A 16,472-nucleotide genomic window follows, 5' to 3' on the forward strand; every position below is an offset into this window, starting at 1 on the left:
CTCAGGAACGCTCGTCGAGCAGGGAGCGGACTCCGGCTTCGAGCTCTGCGACCGCCTCGCGCGCACTCTCCGCCGACTCCGCGCGGGCGTCGATGTAGACCTTGAGCTTCGGTTCGGTGCCGCTGGGGCGCACGATCACTCGTGATCCGTCGACGAGACGGTACCGCAGCACGTCGCCGGACGGCTGGCCCGGCGCGGACTGCAGAAGATCCTCGGCGGAGGCGATCGAACGTCCCGCGATGTGCGTCGGAGGAAGCGTGCGCAGCGCGAGCATCACGTTGCCGATGACCGCGAGGTCCTCGACGCGCACTGACACCTGGCCGCTCGCGAAATGCCCGTAGGTCTCTCCGAGCTCATCGAGCAGATCGACGAGCGTGGCTCCCCGGTCGCGTGCCTCCGCGGCGAGGCCGAGCATGGCGACCGCGGCCGAGACGCCGTCCTTGTCGCGCACGGTCTCCGGGTTCACGAGGTAGCCCAGTGCCTCCTCGAAGCCGAAGACGATGCCGGGGGCGCGCGAGATCCACTTGAACCCGGTGAGGGTCTCGTGGAAGTCGAGTCCGTGGTGTGCCGCGACGGCACCGAGACCGGGGGAGGAGACGAGGGAGCACGCGAGCGATGCACCCGGGGTTCCTGCCGCGGCGCGGGCAGCCCGAGCGCCGAGCAGGAGACCGACCTCGTTGCCGGTGAGACGTCGCCATCCGTCCGCTGTCGAGGCATCGGGCACGGCGACGGCCAGCCGGTCCGCATCGGGGTCGTTCGCCAGGACGAAGTCGGCCTTGACCCGGCGGGCCCTCGCGAAGGCGAGATCCATCGCTCCCGGTTCCTCGGGATTCGGGAACGAGACGGTGCGGAACGTGGCATCGGGGGTGAGCTGCTCGTCGACGACGAACGGCTGGGGGTAGCCGGCATCCTTCACGATGCGCGACAGCGTCTCCCAGCCGACCCCGTGCATCGCGGTGTACACCCACCGCATACCCGTGGTGCCTGCGGGCGCCGGGGCCACGGCGACGGTCGCGGCGATGTAGGCCTCGACGACCTCTTCACCGGCGGTCTCGTAGTCCGTGGAGCGCGGGAGCGTCGCGACGGATCCCGCGTCGGCCGTGCGCTGGATGTGCGCGGCGATCTCGGCGTCTGCGGGGGCGACGATCTGCGACCCGTGGTCGGCTCCGCCGAGGTAGACCTTGTAGCCGTTGTCGTTCGGCGGGTTGTGGCTCGCGGTCACCATCACGCCGGCATCGGCTCCGAAGTGGCGCACGGCGAAAGCGAGGACGGGGGTCGGGAGGAGCCGGGGGAGCAGGATCGCGCGCAGACCCGCGCCGGCGAACAGCTCGGCGGAGTCCGTCGCGAACACGCGGGAGTTGCGGCGTCCGTCGTAGCCGACGACGACTGTCGGCGTGCGTCCATCGGACTTCTCGCGCAGGTAGGCGGCGAAGCCCGCGGCGGCCTGCGCGACGAGCACCCGGTTCATCCGGTTGCTGCCGGCACCGAGCTCGCCGCGGAGACCGGCGGTCCCGAACGCGAGCCGCGTGCGGAAACGGTCCTCCAGGTCGGCGATCGCCCCTTCGTCGCCGGCGGCGGCACGGGTGATCACACCGGCCAGCTCGTCGCGCGTCTCGTGATCCGGGTCCTGTCGCAGCCAGGCCCTGGCCTGCGCGAGCAGCTCCTCGTTCACAGGGCCTCGACCACCCTCGCCAGGAGCGCGGAGATCACGGGTTCTGCCTCACGTCCGGCTTCGATCACCTCGCCATGGCTGAGCGGGGTCTGCTGGATGCCCGCGGCGAGGTTGGTGATGAGGGAGAAGCCGAGGATCTCCATGCCGGCCTCGCGGGCGGCGATCGCCTCGAGCGCGGTCGACATGCCGACGATGTGACCGCCGATGTGCTTGGCCATCTGCACCTCCGCCGGGGTCTCGTAGTGCGGGCCGCGAAACTGCGTGTAGACGCCCTCGTCGAGCGTCGGGTCGACGGTGCGGGCGACGTCGCGCAGGCGCTTCGAATAGAGGTCCGTGAGGTCGACGAACGTGGCGCCCTCGAGCGGGGAGTCCGCGGTGAGGTTGATGTGGTCGCTGATGAGCACGGGCTGACCGGGCGTCCACGTCTCGCGGATGCCGCCGGCGCCGTTGGTCAGCACCATGATCTTGGCGCCGGTGGCGGCGGCGGTGCGCACGCTGTGCACCACGCGGCGCACGCCGTGAGCCTCGTAGTAATGGGTGCGTGCACCGATGACGAGCACGTTCTTGCCGTCGGGGGTGCGGATGCTGCGCAGGGTGCCGACGTGGCCTTCGAGCGCGGGCTTGGAGAAGCCGGTGACCTCGGTCGCGGGGATCGTCGCGACGGTCTCGCCGATGATGTCGGCGGCCTTGCCCCAGCCGCTGCCGAGGGTGAGGGCGATATCGTGCTTCTCGACACCGGTCAGACGTGCGATGTCGGCTGCGGCCTGCGCGGCGACCTCGAACGGGTTCGCGGTCGGGTCGTCGAGGGGGTTGCTGTGCGTTTCGGGCATGGATCCACTCTAGGAAGGTGCAGGCTCGGGTGCCAGGATTGCGCGAGAATGGATTCCATGTCTTCCACCACTTTCGAGCGCACTCAGCGCGTCGCCGTCCTCGGCGGCGGTCCCGGCGGCTACGAGGCGGCCCTCGCGGCTGCCCAGTTGGGGGCCGAGGTCACCCTGGTCGAGCGCGTGGGAGTCGGCGGATCCGCCGTCCTCACGGACGTCGTGCCCTCGAAGAGCCTGATCGCCACCGCCGATGCCGCCGTCGCCATCTCCGAGGCGAGCGACCTCGGTGTGAACTTCTACGCGAAGGGCGATCACTCCAGGCCCCTCAAGCCCGAGATCGCGATCAACCTCGCCGCGGTGAACAAGCGCCTGCTCGCACTGGCGGGTCAGCAGTCCGAGGACATGCGTGCCACGCTCCTCGAAGCCGGGGTGCGCATCCTGTCCGGACACGGCCGCCTGGAGGGCCCCACCGCGATCATCGTGTCGACGGGCCAGGGCGGCACCGACTTCGACCGGGTCGAGGCCGACACGATCGTCGTGGCCGTCGGCGCCTCGCCGCGCGAGCTCGACTCGGCCAAGCCCGACGGCAAGCGCATCCTGACCTGGACCCAGCTGTACGACATGAAGGCCCTTCCCGAGCACCTCATCGTGGTCGGATCCGGTGTCACGGGTGCGGAGTTCGCCTCCGCCTACATGAACCTGGGGGCGAAGGTCACGCTCATCTCGAGCCGCGAGCAGGTGCTTCCCGGCGAGGACAAGGATGCCGCAGCCGTTCTCGAGAAGGTGTTCAAGCGCGGGGGGATGCAGGTGCTCTCCAAGTCCCGCGCCGACCGGGTCGAGGTCACCGACGAGGGCGTCACGGTCACGCTGTCCGACGGACGCACCGTCGACGGCAGTCATTGCCTCATGGCGGTCGGATCGATCCCGAACACCGCCGGCATCGGTCTGGAGGAGGCCGGCGTCGAGCTCGACGAGTCGGGGCACGTCCGTGTGAACCGCGTCGCGCGCACCTCGGTCCCCAACGTCTACGCCGTCGGTGACTGCACGAACTTCTTCCCGCTGGCCTCCGTCGCCTCGATGCAGGGCCGCACGGCCGTGTTCCACGCCCTGGGCGACATCGTCATCCCGCTCGAACAGATCAAGATCACCTCGAACATCTTCACCGCGCCCGAGATCGCCACGGTCGGCTACGGCGAGAAGGACGTGGAGGACGGCGTGGCCGACGGCCTGGTCTACAAGCTCCCGCTCGCGGCGAACCCCCGCGCGAAGATGATGGGTATCAAGGACGGCTTCGTCAAGCTCATCGCGCGCAAGGGGTCGGGCACGGTGATCGGCGGCGTGATCGTCGCTCCCAAGGCCTCGGAGCTGATCTACCCGATCGCGGTCGCCGTCGAGCGCCGTCTCACGGTCGACCAGGTCTCCCGGGTCTTCGCGGCGTACCCCTCGCTGTCCAGCAGCATCACCGATGCGAGCAGGGCGATGCACCTCGTGAACATCTCCTGATCCACGGAGACATGCGAAAGGCGCCCCACCTCGGTGGGGCGCCTTTCGCGTCGATACGGTGCGTCAGCTGATCGTGAGCAGCTGGTGCCCTGCGGAGACCGTGGCGCCGGCATCCGCGTTGATGTTGCCGACCACGCCGTCCTTGTGCGCCTGCAGCGGCTGCTCCATCTTCATGGCCTCGAGCACGACGACCAGGTCGCCCTTGACGACCTGCTGTCCGTCGGCGACGGCGATCTTGACGACGGTGGCCTGCATGGGCGACTTGACCGCGTCACCGGATGCTCCGGCGTTGGCGGTAGTGGCGTGGCTGCGACGCGACGGCGGGACGGCGGCAGGGCGCCCGGCGGTGCCGGCCGCGACCGCGACGCGATCGGGCAGGCTCACCTCGAGACGCTTGCCGGAGACCTCGACGACGACCGTGTGACGCGATTCGGCAGGCGTCGGCGCCTCGAGCTCGCCGTCCCACGCGGGGATGTCGTTGACGAACTCCGTCTCGATCCAGCGCGTGAAGACGCCGAACTCGCCGTTCTCCGCGGTGAACGCGGGATCGCGCACGACCTTGCGGTGGAACGGGATGACGGTGGGGAGCCCCGCGACCTCGAACTCGTCGAGTGCGCGGCGCGAGCGCTCCAGTGCTTCCGCCCTGTCTTTGCCCGTCACGATGATCTTCGCCAGAAGCGAGTCGAACGCACCCGAGACCGCGTCGCCGGCGGTGACGCCCGAGTCGAGCCGGATGCCGGGACCCCCGAACGTCTTGAAGACGTGGATCGGACCGGGCTGGGGCAGGAACCCGCGACCGGGGTCCTCGCCGTTGATGCGGAACTCGATCGAGTGCCCCTGCGGCTTCGGGTCGTCGTAGTCGATGGTGCCGCCGGCCGCGATGCGGAACTGCTCGCGCACCAGGTCGATGCCGGTGACCTCTTCGGAGACCGGGTGCTCGACCTGCAGGCGGGTGTTCACCTCGAGGAACGACACCGTGCCGTCGGCACCGATGAGGAACTCGCACGTGCCGGCGCCGACGTAGCCGACCTCCTTGAGGATGGCCTTCGAGGCCGAGTAGAGGAGGTCGGTCTGCTCCTGCGTGAGGAAGGGGGCGGGTGCCTCCTCGACGAGCTTCTGGTGGCGGCGCTGCAGCGAGCAGTCGCGCGTCGAGATGACGACGACATTGCCCTCGGCGTCGGCCAGGCACTGCGTCTCGACGTGACGCGGCTTGTCGAGGTACTTCTCGACGAAGCACTCGCCGCGTCCGAAGGCGGCGACGGCCTCGCGGGTGGCGGACTCGAACAGCTCGGCGACCTCGTCGAGCTCGCGCGCCACCTTGAGGCCGCGTCCGCCGCCGCCGTAGGCCGCCTTGATGGCGATCGGCAGACCGAACTCCTTCGCGAAGGCGATGACCTCGTCGGCGCCTTCCACGGGACCCGGAGTGCCGGGAGCGAGAGGTGCGCCGACCTTCTCTGCCACGTGACGCGCGGTCACCTTGTCTCCGAGCGCCTCGATGGCCTCGGGCGACGGGCCGATCCAGGTCATCCCCGCACCGATGATGGCGCGAGCGAACTCGGCGTTCTCGGCGAGGAATCCGTATCCCGGGTGCACCGCGTCGGCACCGGCGCGTCGGGCGATCGAGAGGATCTTCTCGATCTGGAGGTAGGTCTCGGCACTGGTCGAGCCGCCGAGGGCGTAGGCCTCGTCGGCGAGGCGGACGTGCAGAGCGTCACGATCCTGGTCGGCGTACACGGCGACCGAGGCGATTCCGGAGTCCCGGGCGGCGCGGATGATGCGGACGGCGATCTCGCCGCGGTTGGCGATGAGCACCTTGGCGATAGCAGGCATGCTTGCCAGCCTAGCGAGAACGATCCCGATCCCTTTGACGACTCCCCACAAGAAAGTCGAGAAAACGTGGAGGGGAGTCTACGACCACAGGTCCGTCCAGCGGACGCCGAGCTCCGCGGCCAGGCGGCGGACGGTCGACAGCGACATGCCGACGACCGTCGAGGGATCGCCGTCCACGCGCGTGATGAAGGCGCCGCCGAGGCTGTCGACGGTGAACGCCCCCGCCACGTGCAGCGGCTCTTCGGAGGCGACGTACGCGGCGATCTCCGCGTCGCTCACGTCGTGCGCGAACGTCACGGCGGCTTCGGCGACGGCGGTGGCTTCGGTGGGCTCTGAGCCGGGAGTAACCCGGAACACGGAGTGACCGGAGTGCAGGATGCCCGTCGCTCCGCGCATCTCCCGCCAGCGCCTGGTCGCCTCCTCCGGGGTGTACGGCTTGCCGTACACCCGCCCACCGAGGGCGAACATCGAGTCCCCGCCGATCACCAGGCCGTCGAAGGTGCCCTCGGCGGCGAGACCGCGCGCGACGGCCGCGGCCTTCGCGCGGGCGAGCAGCAGCACCAGTTCCGCCGGCGGCAGGGGTGCGCCGCGTTCCGCCTCTGCGGCGGCGGCGACGGCGTCCTCATCCACATCCGGCGACACCGTGAGCGGTTCGATGCCGGCCTGGCGGAGCAGCATGAGTCGGGCGGGGGAGGTGGAGGCGAGGCAGACGCGCATGTCCACCACCGTATCCTCGAAGAATGACTTCCTCCCCAGCCGACGTGCTCGAACTCGACATCACCGGCATCGCACACGGGGGCACCTTCGTCGCCCGCCACGAAGGACGCGTGGTCTTCGTCTCCGATGCGATCCCCGGTGAGCGCGTGCGCGCCCGCGTGATCGCCCCGCAGGAGGGTGCTGATGCGTCGACCCGCAGCTTCTGGAGGGCGGAGACCATCGAGGTACTCGAGGCCTCGGAGCACCGCCGCCCGCACGTGTGGGCGGAGGCCGACGTCTCCCGCGATCCGGCGGACCGCCCGGGCGGCGCCGACCTGGGCCACATCGATCTGGACCACCAGCGCGAGCTCAAGCGGCGTGTTCTGACCGAAGCGCTGGACCGATTCGCTGGCAGCGGCCTCGAGGCCCCCGAGATCGAGTCCGTGGAGTCGGGCGACGGCCTCGGATGGCGCACGCGTGTCACCCTGCACGTCGACGACACGGGAGTGGCCGGGCCGTTCGCCGCTCGCAGCCACCGCGTCGTCCCCGTGACCTCGCACCCGCTCGCACGGCCGGCGATCGCCGAGGCGGCACTCGCACTGCAGGGCGAGGCCCCTGGCCGCATCGAACTCGTCGAGCCCGCCGACGGCACGGTGCGCATCATCCGTCGCGAGGAGACCGAGCGCGCACCACGGGTGCAGAGGGGCTTCCGCAAGCGTCCCACTCCCGAGGTCATCCACGAGATGGTCAACGACCGGCGTTTCCAGGTCGACTCCACGGGCTTCTGGCAGGTGCACCCGCGCGCGGCCTCGGTGCTCGATGCCGCCGTCTACGGGATCCTCGACGGGCACGTCGACGAGCAGAAGTCGCACTATGACCTGTACGGAGGAGTCGGTCTGTTCGCCGCGACACTCGCCGATCTCGGCGGCACCGACATCGTGACGGTCGAGTCCAGCGCCCGCGCCACCCAGCACGCGGCCGCGAACCTCGCTCCCCTCGAGGTGAATGCGGTGACGGCGCGCGTCGATCGGTTCCTGGCCACGCAGAAGCGCGGGCGCACGGGAGCCGTGGTCCTCGATCCTCCGCGCGCCGGTGCCGGTCGTCAGGTGGTCGAGGCGATTCACGCGCTCGCGCCGGATGCCATCGCGTATGTGGCGTGCGATCCGGTGGCCCTCGCTCGCGATCTCGGCACCTTTCGGACGCTCGGATGGAACGTGGACCGCCTTCGGGGCTTCGATCTGTTCCCGCACTCGCATCACTTCGAGGTCGTCGCGCTGCTCACCCGGTGAGCGATCCTCGGCTCGTCAGGGGACTCAGTAGGCTGAGGGGATGAGCACGGTCGCACTCATCGACGATCACGAGTCCGTTCGCCTCGGTCTCGAGGCCGCGTGCGCGCGTGATTCGCAGACCGTCGTCTTCTCGGGGAGCACCGTCGTGTCGTACCTCGAATGGCGCCGTGCCACCGCGGCGCCGCCTGCCGAGGTCGTCGTGCTGGACCTCACTCTCGGCGACGGTACGACCGTGACCGAGAACGTGGCCTCCCTCGTGAACGACGGTGCGAGCGTCGTGATCCACAGCGTCGCCGATCGGCCGGCCGCCGTGCGCGAGGCGCTCGCTGCCGGTGCCGCCGGCGTGGTGAGCAAGTCCTCCGCCCTCGACGACGTCCTCGATGCGATCCGCACCGTGGCGCAGGGCGAGGCCCTCAACAACGTCGAGTGGGCGAGCGCCGTCGACGGGGACCGCGCCTTCGCCGATGCGCAGCTCGCCACGCGGGAGCGCGAGGTTCTCCGCCTGTATGCGACCGGCCTGCCGTTGAAGGCCGTCGCCGAGAAGCTGGGCGTCGCCTACTCCACCGCCAAGGAGAACATCACCCGCATCCGCGTGAAGTACGTCGAGGTCGGGCGCCCCGCGCCGACGAAGGTCGATCTCCTGCGCCGAGCGATGGAGGACGGGATCGTCACAGCTGACGAGGCACCCGGTGGCCGCTGAGCCGCTCAGCATCCGCGACGCCTGGAGCAAGATCCCCTCTCCCGGCAGCACGGAGACGGCGTACGAGCGCTTCACCGGCAAGCGCATGGAACGGATTCTCGCGATCGTCGTCGCGATCGGTTCGGCCGTCCTCGGTGCGCAGGCCCTGATCTCCGCGATGGGTTCCCTGTCCGCAGCGGATCCTGCGCACCTGGTGACGCTCATCGTGGTGTTCGTGCCGCTCGCCGCGATGCTGCTGGCCTGTGTGGTGGGCCGAGGTGTTCGCACCTTCTCCGGAATCTTCGCCGTGACCTACGTCCTCGCGCTCGCCGCCTGGCCGACCATCGTCGACCCTTCGGACAAGGGTGCGGGAGACCAGCCCTGGATCTTCTTCCTGGTCAACGTCGGTGTCGTTGCGGCCATGCTCGCGTTCCCGCTGCGGCTCCAGTTCGCGTGGGCTGCCGGGATGCCGTTCGTCTACGGCTACGTGCGCCTCGTCCAGGGGGAGTTCTCCCGTGAGTTCTGGGTGACGACCGCGTTCGATGTGTCGTTCACGCTCATCCTCGGCGTCGTCATCGTCTCGCTCGGCTGGATGTTCCGCTCCGTCGCCGCCGGCGTGGACGAGGCCAGGGGGCAGGCGGTGGCTTCGTACTCGACGGCTGCCGCGGCGGCCGCAGCGGAAGAGGAGCGGGCGGCGATGTCCGCCTTGATGCATGACAGCGTCCTCGCCGCGCTGATCGCCGCCGAGAGGGCCGAGGGGGAGCGTGCGGAGGAACTGGCCGTCGCCATGGCGCGGGAGGCTCTCACCCGCCTTGCGAACACCGAGGCCGCCGTCGCACAGGAGGGCAGTGATGAGCCCGTCGGCACGTCGCAGATCGTCGTCGAGCTGCGTCGGGCCCTGTCCGAGCTCGGTGCCGACGCGATCGTCGAGGAGCGCGGAGGAATCGGCCTCATTCCTGGGCGTGCGGCTCGTGCGCTGGTGCTCGCCGCGCGGCAGGCCATCGGCAACGCCGTGTCGCACGCGAACGGACGCGGGCTCCACATCATCGTCGAGGGGCATGCAGACGAAGGGGTCGTCGTGACGGTCTCGGACACCGGGTCGGGTTTCGACGTCGAGGCGATCGGTGCCGACCGCCTCGGGATCCGCGCGTCGATCTTCGCGCGCATGGCGGGCGTCGCCGGCACTGCCGACATCGTCTCCGACGAGCACGGCACCACCGTCACGCTGGGATGGGTGCGCTCGTGAACCGCACCGTGCGCAGCGTCGCCACCTCTCTCGCCGTCGGTTTCGCACTGTACTTCGTCGCCCGGGGGATCTGGTGGATCGAGCAGCCGACCGCTCCGCTGCTGATGGTCCTCGCGATCGCCGTGTACCTGGTGGTCGTGAACATCGCGATCCTCGGCGACGGCGCCTCGGTGAAGATGCCGATGTGGTCGGCGGTCCTCGCGTTGCTGGCGAGTGGGGTGATCCCCGTGCTCGTCACCTTCTCGCTCGAACCGGCGGATCGGACGGCCCCTTTCGCGACCTGGTACATCGGTGCTCTCGGCCTGCTCGGTATCGTGTGCGTCGTCCGCCGACGGTCCCTGATCGGCTGGCTCGTGCTCGTGGTGCTCGTGGTGGCGGCGTCCGCGTCGCTGGGCTTCGTCGTGGCGCTCAACCTCGGGCTGGTCGGCTCGATCATGTGGGTGGCCGTCGCGCGACTGCTCGTGATGTTCTGGGACCGGGCGGTGCGCGACACCGAGCGTCTCGCAGAGATCCAGCAGGCGGTGTCCGCATGGCACGCCACCCAGCGGGTTCGCCAGCGTGAGCGGCGTCTTCGCACGCAGTTCGCCCTGGCCGTCGCGGGCCCGGTCCTCAGCAGGGTCGTGGCGGCGAGGGGCGCGCTGAACGATCAGGAACGTCTGGATGCACGTCTCGCCGAGGGGAGGCTTCGCGACGAGTTGCGCGGAGCCGACCTCCTCAACGACGCTGTGCGCAACGCGATCGAGGCGGCGCGACGGCGCGGCGTGGTCGTCACCGTGTTCGATGAGGGCGGCTTCGACGGCATCGACGAGGCGCGTCGCAAAGCGATCCGAGACGAATTGGCGGTGGTGCTCAGCAGGGCGCAGACGTCTCGACTCATCATCCGCTCGTCACCGGACCCTCACGTCGCGGTGACCGTGGTCGGCCGCGCCGGTTCGCGATCGTCCGGTGACGATGACGCAGTCGACCTCTGGCACGAGATCCCGCGCTGAATGCCGGTCGCCTGGCGCGGTTCGCGAACGTCCTCGGCCCCGGCCGGGGGAGGCGACCGGAGTCGAGGATGATGAGAGTGGGAGAGGGGCGGCGAATCCGCCTGCCCCTCTCCGTGCGGACAGTTACCCGAAAACCGTCCGCTGGTGGCCGATCAGCGTCTGTCTACCCTGGGACAGAGAGACCAGCCGAACGCGAAGCGTCTCCCTCAGTCTGATGGCTTGCGCAAACATTGTCTGTAGGTATTTTGGGGGACAAGAATCCGCCTCGATGGTGGATCATTGGACGATGGCAACGCGTCGTGGCACCAATCTCCCGCGTATGGGTGACTTCAACCAGTCCGTGATCCTCGAGGCCATCCGCCAGTCCGGCGAGGGGTTGAGCAGGATCGAGCTCGCGACGGCGACCCGACTCTCGGCGCAGACCGTCACGAACATCACCCGGAGGCTCCTCGAGGGCGGGTTCATCAGGGAAGCCGGGCGCACGATCAACGGTCCCGGCAAGCCGCGTGTCACCCTGAGGCTCGTCGCAGACAGCCGCTTTGCGGTGGGAGTGCACCTCGACCCCGCCCTCATGACATTCGTGCTGCTCGACCTGTCGGGTGCCATCGTTCGACGCCTGAGCGTACGCACGCCCGCCGACGATCCGCACCGGATCGTCGAGGCCATGGCGACGACGATCGACGCCCTGATCGTGGGATCGGGCGTGGATCGCTCTCGGATCGCAGGGGTGGGAGTCGCCGCCCCCGGCCCGCTCGACGTGGAGAAGGGCACGGTCATCGATCCCCCGAAGCTCGTCGGCTGGCACCGTGTTCCGCTGCGCGAGGTGCTGGCGGAGGCCACCGGGCTGCCCGTGGTGCTGGAGAAGGACACGACGTCTGCCGCGGTGGGGGAGCTGTGGACTCGACGAGAGTCGGCCGACGACTCGTTCGTCTTCGTCTACCTCGGCACCGGGATCGGTGCGGCCCTGGCCAGAGACGGGGAGGCGGTGCGTGGCAGCACGCGCAACATCGGCGAGATCGGGCACATCATCGTCGACCCGGACGGCCCCTCCTGCTCGTGCGGGTCCCGCGGGTGCGTCGAGGTCGTCTGCACCCCGCAGGCGATCGTCGAACGGGCGGAGCGTGCGGGTGTCTTCGGTGATGACCGCCGGGCGAGCGACGTCGCCACCGTCCATGAGAGATTCAGTCGGCTGTGCGAGCGCGCGGCCGAGGGCGATGACGCGGCTGTCGAGGTGCTGAGACAGGCGGCTGCGCACATCACCGTGCTGACGGCGGCGCTGACGAACATGCTCGACGTGGATCGGGTCGTGTTCGGCGGGCCGTTCTGGGCTCGGCTCGCCGACGTGTACCTGCGCGAGATCCCCGCCAGGCTCGATCGCGCCAGTGCGACGCGCGCGGTGCGCACGCTCCCTGTCGATGGCACGGTGGTGGGGGACGACGTCGGTGCGGTGGGTGCCGGGTGCGTGGTCCTCGACTCGGTCCTCAGCCCCCGTGCTTCGGATCTGCTGCTCGACAGCTGATCCGAGACGCCGTCCCGGTCGCCGCCGGCGACGTATCAAGGCTTGCGGACATAAGTCCAATTGATGTAATATTTAGGGCTCCCTCATCGTCGGATCATGGAACCGCGCCCTCTCTCCGCATGCTCGGCACCGTGGCATGCAAGGGGGAAGCGGTCCCGGTCCGAGTCGGGGTGAAACACGCCCCATCCTGCACAGGGCAGGGCGAGGCGGCGACGGGGAGCGCCGCCGAGCAGGGCGCTGGGGGTCCTGCGACGATCGTCTGCGTGATTCGTGAGGCGGAGGGTTCACGGATCACGCAGACGTAGTCGGATTCCGTCGGGGTGCCTGCGTTCCGCAGCTCCGCGCGGCGGTCAGCCGGAGAAGCGCCCCCAGGGGATGTCGCGACGAAGCGGGCGTCGCAGCGGTCGCTGCGTGCGCGTCCATGCCGACACGGACGGCTCGTCGGCGACGGCGGCAGCCGCCTCCGACGCATAGGCCTCGCTGATCACCGCGATGAGCGCGGCGAGCTCTTCCTCGGTGGCCGCACCGCGGGTGATGTCGAGCATCGGTGCCTCCGGGGTCTCCGGGGCCGATGTGCCGTCCTGAGCGTTCTGCGCGGTCACAGCGGGATGTTCCCGTGCTTCTTCGGGGGCAGCTCCGCACGCTTGCCGCGCAGAGCGCGCAGCGCCTTGGCGATCGAGACGCGGGTGTTCGCCGGCTCGATGATGCCGTCGAGTTCTCCGCGCTCTGCTGCCAGGAAGGGCGACGCCACGTTGTAGGTGTACTCGTTCGCGAGCCGGGTGCGTACGGCGGCGACGTCCTCACCGGCCTCCTCGGCCTTCTTGATCTCGCCGCGGTACAGGATGTTGACGGCGCCCTGACCGCCCATGACCGCGATCTCCGCCGTCGGCCATGCGAGGTTCACATCCGCGCCCAGCTGCTTCGAGCCCATCACGATGTACGCGCCGCCGTAGGCCTTGCGCAGGATCACGGTGACGAGGGGCACGGTGGCCTCCGCGTAGGCGTAGAGCAGCTTCGCTCCACGGCGGATGACGCCGGTCCATTCCTGGTCGGTGCCGGGCAGATAGCCGGGCACGTCCACGAGCGTGACGATCGGGATCGAGAAGGCGTCGCAGAAGCGCACGAACCGGCTCGCCTTCTCTCCGGCCTCGATGTTCAGGGTGCCGGCCATCTGCGAGGGCTGATTGGCGATGATGCCCACCGACCGGCCCTCGATGCGTCCGAATCCGATCACGATGTTCGGGGCGAACAGCGGCTGGACCTCGAGGAAGTCGCCCTCATCGACGACGTGCTCGATGACGGTGTGGATGTCGTAGGGCTGATTCGTCGAATCGGGGACGATCGTGTTGAGCACGCGATCGGCGTCGGTGGTCTCGAACTCGAAGGCGCTCTCGTACGACGGCAGCTCCGCCATGTTGTTGTCCGGGAGGAAGCTCAGCAGCGTGCGCGCGTAGTCGATTGCGTCGTCCTCATCCTCGGCGAGGTAGTGCGCGACACCCGAGCGCGTGTTGTGCGTGTACGCACCGCCGAGCTCTTCCATGCCCACGTCCTCGCCGGTGACGGTCTTGATCACGTCGGGGCCGGTGACGAACATCTGGCTGGTCTTGTCGACCATGATCACGAAGTCGGTGAGGGCGGGGGAGTACACCGCTCCGCCCGCAGCCGGGCCCATGATGATGGAGATCTGCGGGATGACGCCGGATGCGCGGGTGTTCAGGCGGAAGATCTCGCCGTACTTGCCGAGGGCGACGACGCCCTCCTGGATGCGCGCGCCACCGGAGTCGAGGATTCCGATGCAGGGCATCCCTCCGGCGAGGGCGAACTCCATGATCTTGATGATCTTCTCGCCGGCGACCTCGCCGAGCGAACCGCCGAAGGTCGAGAAGTCCTGCGAGTACACCGCGACCGTGCGGCCGTTGATCGTGCCCACGCCGGTGACGACCGAGTCGCCGTACGGTCGCGAACGATCCATGCCGAAGGCCGTGGTGCGGTGGCGCACATACTCGTCGAATTCGACGAAGCTCCCGGGGTCGACGAGCAGCTCGATGCGCTCGCGGGCGGTCATCTTGCCCTTCGCGTGCTGCTTCTCCTTCGCCTTCGCTTCCGCGTCGACGACGGCTTCTGTATAGCGAGCGCGCAGATCCGCGATCTTGCCGGCGGTGGTAAAGAGGTCGGGCTTGTCCGTCACGGATTCCACCCTATCGTCGGCTCGCCTCCGGCTGTTGGATGCTCGCCACAACGGGTCGACCGATCCTTTGGCGAGGTGCGCTCAGTCCTCGGGCTCACCGGACTCGAGTTCCGGGTCGGTCTTGGGGCGGCGGCCGATCGAGCGGGCCTTGCGTCCCGCCCACTCCACCCCGCGGACGGTCGTGCCGGCCGCTCCCGCCACCGCGTTGCCCGCGTAGCGGGCGCCACGCAGCATCCGCAGCTCCAGCTTCTCGGCGCCGGGCACGGGTTCCAGTTCGAGGGGAAGGTCGATCGGGGCGGCACCGAAGGCCTTGTGGGACGTCGTCAGCACGCGGCGGCCGAGGATGTTGTTCCCCGCGCCGCCGATCGCGGCGCCGATCCCGAACGGGAGGGCCTTGCCGATGACCGACGCGCCGCCCTTCGCGGCGAACTGCTTCACGAACATGCTCTTGAGCTGGTCGACGAGAGGCCCGACGGCGGCGCGCGGGAGCGACTTCGTGACGAGCTCGCCCCAGTACGACGATCTGCTCCCGCCACGTCCTGCCACCTGCCCGGCGAGCTGTCCGACCAGGTCGACGCCCTCCTTGCCGAGCATCAGCGTCATCACCAGCGCCCTGGCACGATCCGGGTTCGCGACCGCGATCCCGTGCACCTCGGCGACCGACTGCGCGAACAGAGCTGTGGATTCCACGAAGCCGACCGTCTCGACACCGGAGAGTGCGAGCGTGACACCGGTGCCGATGCCCGGGACGACAGCGGTCGCTCCGACCGCTGCTCCGCCGGTGGTCACGGCCGCCAGGTAGCGACGCTCCAGGATGCGGATGATCTCGGCCGGCGAGGCCTGCGGATTGCGCAGGCGGATGCTCCGGATGTGAGCCAGCACGAGCGGGCGCTGGATCGACAGCACGCGGTCGAGGCCGCGCACCATCATCGGATGCTCCGCCGATCCGGTGGGAGGCACCCCCTTGTCCCACGGGGCGTCGTCCGGGAGCGAATGGATCTTGTGCACCTTGGGAGCCATGCTGCGATCCTATGGAGCCAGTCCGCGAAAACGCCGAAAGCCCGGTCCCTCGGAGGGACCGGGCTTTCGTGACCGGCGATCAGACGAAGAGGTTCGCCCGCTCCAGGTCTTCGGCGAAGTCGACTTCGACCGCGTACAGGTCGGACACATCCATCGGCTCGAGCAACAGGCCGTCTTCGGCGATCGCGAGCTCGAGACCGCGCTCGAAGTAGTCCTGGTCCTCGACACGCTGCAGCTGACGCATGAACGCCTTCTTGTGTGCGGACGAGATGTAGTTGATGCCGACGGCCTCGCCGAGACCGCCCTTGACGGTCTTGGACAGCTCGTTGATGAAGCCCTCGGCCGTGACCGTGTACTTCACCTCTTCATCGCTGACCTTGGAGGTGTTCACCGTCACGAAGGACTGGTCGCGCTCGATGTACTCGAGCGCGCGGCCGAGGATCATCGGGTCGAAGACCACGTCTCCGTTCATCCACAGCACGCCGCCGCGACCGGTCGCACCGAGGGCACGCAGCAGGCTCTTCGAGGTGTTGGTCTCGTCGTAGCGCTCGTTGTGGACGTAGTTCACCTGGGGGAACGCGTCGATGATGGTCTCTGCACGGTAGCCGACCACGGTGGTGATGCGGGCGTCGGAGCCGAAAGCGGCGCGGATGTTGTCGTGCTGCTGGCCCATGATCGTGCGGCCGTCGCTCAGTTCGGTGAGCGGCTTCGGCAGCGCGCGACCGAGGCGCGAGCCCATTCCGGCGGCGAGGATGACGGTCTGAAGAGTCACGAGTGCTCCTAAAGGAAGTTGTGTTCACGGTCGATTAACCGACCAGACACTTCGTCGTGCCGTTGTCATGGTATCGATTCGACCTGGGAACCTCGGGGTGAGGAGGCCCCCGTTGTCATTTCGTGATCGACTACACACCGGATGCACAGGGTTCCGCTCGCCTCGAGATCTCGGCGGATATGCGCGATCCGAGGGCAGTTTATTGCGCGGCGGCCTTGGTGCACAGCCACCCGTTGATACCGTAG

14 protein-coding genes are annotated in these 16,472 nt (G+C 69.0%); 6 read left to right on the forward strand and 8 right to left on the reverse strand.

Translation table 11 applies throughout. The features are described 5' to 3' along the window. Position 1: 1 nt before the first annotated feature. Together D514_RS22295 and D514_RS22300 are read right to left on the reverse strand one after the other, a co-directional pair. On the reverse strand, positions 2-1,672 hold the full coding sequence (locus tag D514_RS22295) for a phospho-sugar mutase (protein WP_017828487.1): 1,671 nt from the start codon (positions 1,670-1,672) through the stop codon (positions 2-4). After that, entirely contained in the window at positions 1,669-2,502 is an 834-nt protein-coding gene (locus D514_RS22300) for a purine-nucleoside phosphorylase (RefSeq protein WP_017828488.1), read from the reverse strand. Before D514_RS22300 ends, D514_RS22295 begins: the two co-directional genes overlap by 4 nt. Positions 2,503-2,550: 48 nt before the next feature. On the opposite strand from D514_RS22300, the gene D514_RS22305 reads away from it, so the two are divergent. Beyond that, on the forward strand, positions 2,551-3,999 hold the full coding sequence (locus D514_RS22305; protein ID WP_017828489.1) for an NAD(P)H-quinone dehydrogenase: 1,449 nt from the start codon (positions 2,551-2,553) through the stop codon (positions 3,997-3,999). Between the two features lie 63 nt (positions 4,000-4,062). Here the strand turns inward: D514_RS22305 and D514_RS0118900 are convergent, their stop codons facing one another. Continuing rightward, positions 4,063-5,829 carry a biotin carboxylase N-terminal domain-containing protein gene (locus D514_RS0118900; protein WP_017828490.1) on the reverse strand — a complete coding sequence of 589 codons (1,767 nt, stop codon included), beginning with the start codon at positions 5,827-5,829 and terminating at the stop codon, positions 4,063-4,065. A gap of 78 nt (positions 5,830-5,907) precedes the next feature. Further along, positions 5,908-6,546, reverse strand: coding sequence for a nucleoside triphosphate pyrophosphatase (locus D514_RS0118905; RefSeq protein ID WP_031205418.1), 639 nt, complete (start codon positions 6,544-6,546; stop codon positions 5,908-5,910). 23 nt (positions 6,547-6,569) lie between these two features. On the opposite strand from D514_RS0118905, the gene D514_RS22310 reads away from it, so the two are divergent. From D514_RS22310 to D514_RS22330, 5 genes are all read left to right on the forward strand, one after another. Further along, entirely contained in the window at positions 6,570-7,814 is a 1,245-nt protein-coding gene (locus D514_RS22310; protein WP_017828492.1) for a class I SAM-dependent RNA methyltransferase, read from the forward strand. A 40-nt stretch (positions 7,815-7,854) separates the two neighbouring features. Beyond that, positions 7,855-8,514 carry a response regulator gene (locus D514_RS22315; RefSeq protein ID WP_017828493.1) on the forward strand — a complete coding sequence of 220 codons (660 nt, stop codon included), beginning with the start codon at positions 7,855-7,857 and terminating at the stop codon, positions 8,512-8,514. After that, positions 8,504-9,739, forward strand: a complete 1,236-nt coding sequence (locus tag D514_RS22320) for an ATP-binding protein (RefSeq protein WP_017828494.1) — start codon at positions 8,504-8,506, stop codon at positions 9,737-9,739. The genes D514_RS22315 and D514_RS22320 overlap by 11 nt, the downstream gene beginning before the upstream one ends. Continuing rightward, positions 9,736-10,728 (forward strand): hypothetical protein, encoded by a 993-nt coding sequence (locus tag D514_RS22325; RefSeq protein WP_144052919.1) that lies wholly within the window; start codon positions 9,736-9,738, stop codon positions 10,726-10,728. Before D514_RS22320 ends, D514_RS22325 begins: the two co-directional genes overlap by 4 nt. A 286-nt stretch (positions 10,729-11,014) precedes the next feature. After that, positions 11,015-12,247 carry an ROK family transcriptional regulator gene (locus D514_RS22330; RefSeq protein WP_236610896.1) on the forward strand — a complete coding sequence of 411 codons (1,233 nt, stop codon included), beginning with the start codon at positions 11,015-11,017 and terminating at the stop codon, positions 12,245-12,247. 350 nt (positions 12,248-12,597) lie between these two features. On the opposite strand, the gene D514_RS22340 is transcribed toward D514_RS22330, so the two are convergent. From D514_RS22340 to D514_RS22355, 4 genes are all read right to left on the reverse strand, one after another. Next, the gene (locus tag D514_RS22340; protein ID WP_017828499.1) at positions 12,598-12,849 is read right to left on the reverse strand and encodes an acyl-CoA carboxylase epsilon subunit; all 252 of its coding nucleotides are present in this window, start codon (positions 12,847-12,849) and stop codon (positions 12,598-12,600) included. Then, positions 12,846-14,444, reverse strand: coding sequence for an acyl-CoA carboxylase subunit beta (locus D514_RS22345; protein ID WP_017828500.1), 1,599 nt, complete (start codon positions 14,442-14,444; stop codon positions 12,846-12,848). Before D514_RS22345 ends, D514_RS22340 begins: the two co-directional genes overlap by 4 nt. A 72-nt stretch (positions 14,445-14,516) precedes the next feature. Continuing rightward, positions 14,517-15,455, reverse strand: a complete 939-nt coding sequence (locus D514_RS22350; protein ID WP_017828501.1) for a hypothetical protein — start codon at positions 15,453-15,455, stop codon at positions 14,517-14,519. Between the two features lie 79 nt (positions 15,456-15,534). Continuing rightward, entirely contained in the window at positions 15,535-16,227 is a 693-nt protein-coding gene (locus D514_RS22355; protein WP_017828502.1) for an NTP transferase domain-containing protein, read from the reverse strand. Positions 16,228-16,472: the final 245 nt, after the last annotated feature.

It is taken from the genome of Microbacterium sp. UCD-TDU, assembly GCF_000340625.1.
GTDB classification, from domain to species: domain Bacteria; phylum Actinomycetota; class Actinomycetes; order Actinomycetales; family Microbacteriaceae; genus Microbacterium; species Microbacterium maritypicum.

Coding starts and splice junctions, on each gene's coding strand:
- D514_RS0118905 (WP_031205418.1), bottom strand. CDS start 6,546: ATGCGCGTCTGCCTCGCCTCCACCTCCCCCGCCCGACTCATGCTGCTC.
- D514_RS22310 (WP_017828492.1), top strand. CDS start 6,570: ATGACTTCCTCCCCAGCCGACGTGCTCGAACTCGACATCACCGGCATC.
- D514_RS22300 (WP_017828488.1), bottom strand. CDS start 2,502: ATGCCCGAAACGCACAGCAACCCCCTCGACGACCCGACCGCGAACCCG.
- D514_RS22330 (WP_236610896.1), top strand. CDS start 11,015: ATGGCAACGCGTCGTGGCACCAATCTCCCGCGTATGGGTGACTTCAAC.
- D514_RS0118900 (WP_017828490.1), bottom strand. CDS start 5,829: ATGCCTGCTATCGCCAAGGTGCTCATCGCCAACCGCGGCGAGATCGCC.
- D514_RS22315 (WP_017828493.1), top strand. CDS start 7,855: ATGAGCACGGTCGCACTCATCGACGATCACGAGTCCGTTCGCCTCGGT.
- D514_RS22305 (WP_017828489.1), top strand. CDS start 2,551: ATGGATTCCATGTCTTCCACCACTTTCGAGCGCACTCAGCGCGTCGCC.
- D514_RS22350 (WP_017828501.1), bottom strand. CDS start 15,455: ATGGCTCCCAAGGTGCACAAGATCCATTCGCTCCCGGACGACGCCCCG.